The 642-nt window shown below is 60.3% G+C and carries 1 protein-coding gene; it reads left to right on the top strand.

What is annotated here, in order from left to right:
- Positions 1 to 157: 157 nt before the first annotated feature.
- A complete protein-coding gene (gene tnpA / locus DW913_RS09960) occupies positions 158 to 628 on the top strand; it encodes an IS200/IS605 family transposase (protein WP_117734320.1) in 471 nt (156 codons plus the stop codon).
- Positions 629 to 642: the final 14 nt, after the last annotated feature.

Raw genomic sequence — 642 nt, 5'->3', positions numbered from 1 at the left:
TTAAAGGCTTTAGCCTGTGCGGGGCGCGCAGCGCGCCGCATCAGAAACCACCCGCTATGCGGGTGGGGACAACCGGCTTTACAAAGCCGCCCCCTCGCCGGACACTTGCGATTGTTCAGGCCGCAAGGAATCCGAGTCGAGAGGGCGGTGGTGGCGTATGGCCCAGAAGGCCTACAGCCTGTCGCACACGAAGTGGATGTGCAAGTACCACGTCGTGTTCACGCCGAAGTATAGGCGCAAAGTCATCTACAACCAAATAAGGTCCGACCTTGGGGAGATCTTCAGGAAGCTCTGCCAGTACAAGGGGATAGAGATCATCGAGGGGCACCTGATGCCCGACCACGTCCACATGCTGCTGGCGATACCGCCGAAGTACAGCGTGTCGAGCGTGATGGGCTACCTGAAGGGGAAGAGCTCGCTGATGGTATTCGACAGGCACGCGAACATGAAGTACAAGTTCGGCAACAGGAAGTTCTGGGCCGAGGGCTACTACGTGTCCACCGTCGGCCTGAACGAGGCCACGATCGCGAAGTACATCCGGGAGCAGGAGAAGGCCGACATCGCGCTCGACCGGCTGAGCGTCAAGGAGTACGAGGACCCCTTCGATAGGGGGCCGGGGCGCAAATAGCGCCGGTTTGACCG

Origin of the sequence: Collinsella sp. AM42-18AC (assembly GCF_003467965.1) — a bacterium.
Taxonomy (GTDB): Bacteria; Actinomycetota; Coriobacteriia; order Coriobacteriales; family Coriobacteriaceae; genus Collinsella.
This window is presented reverse-complemented; position numbering and strand designations above follow the sequence as displayed.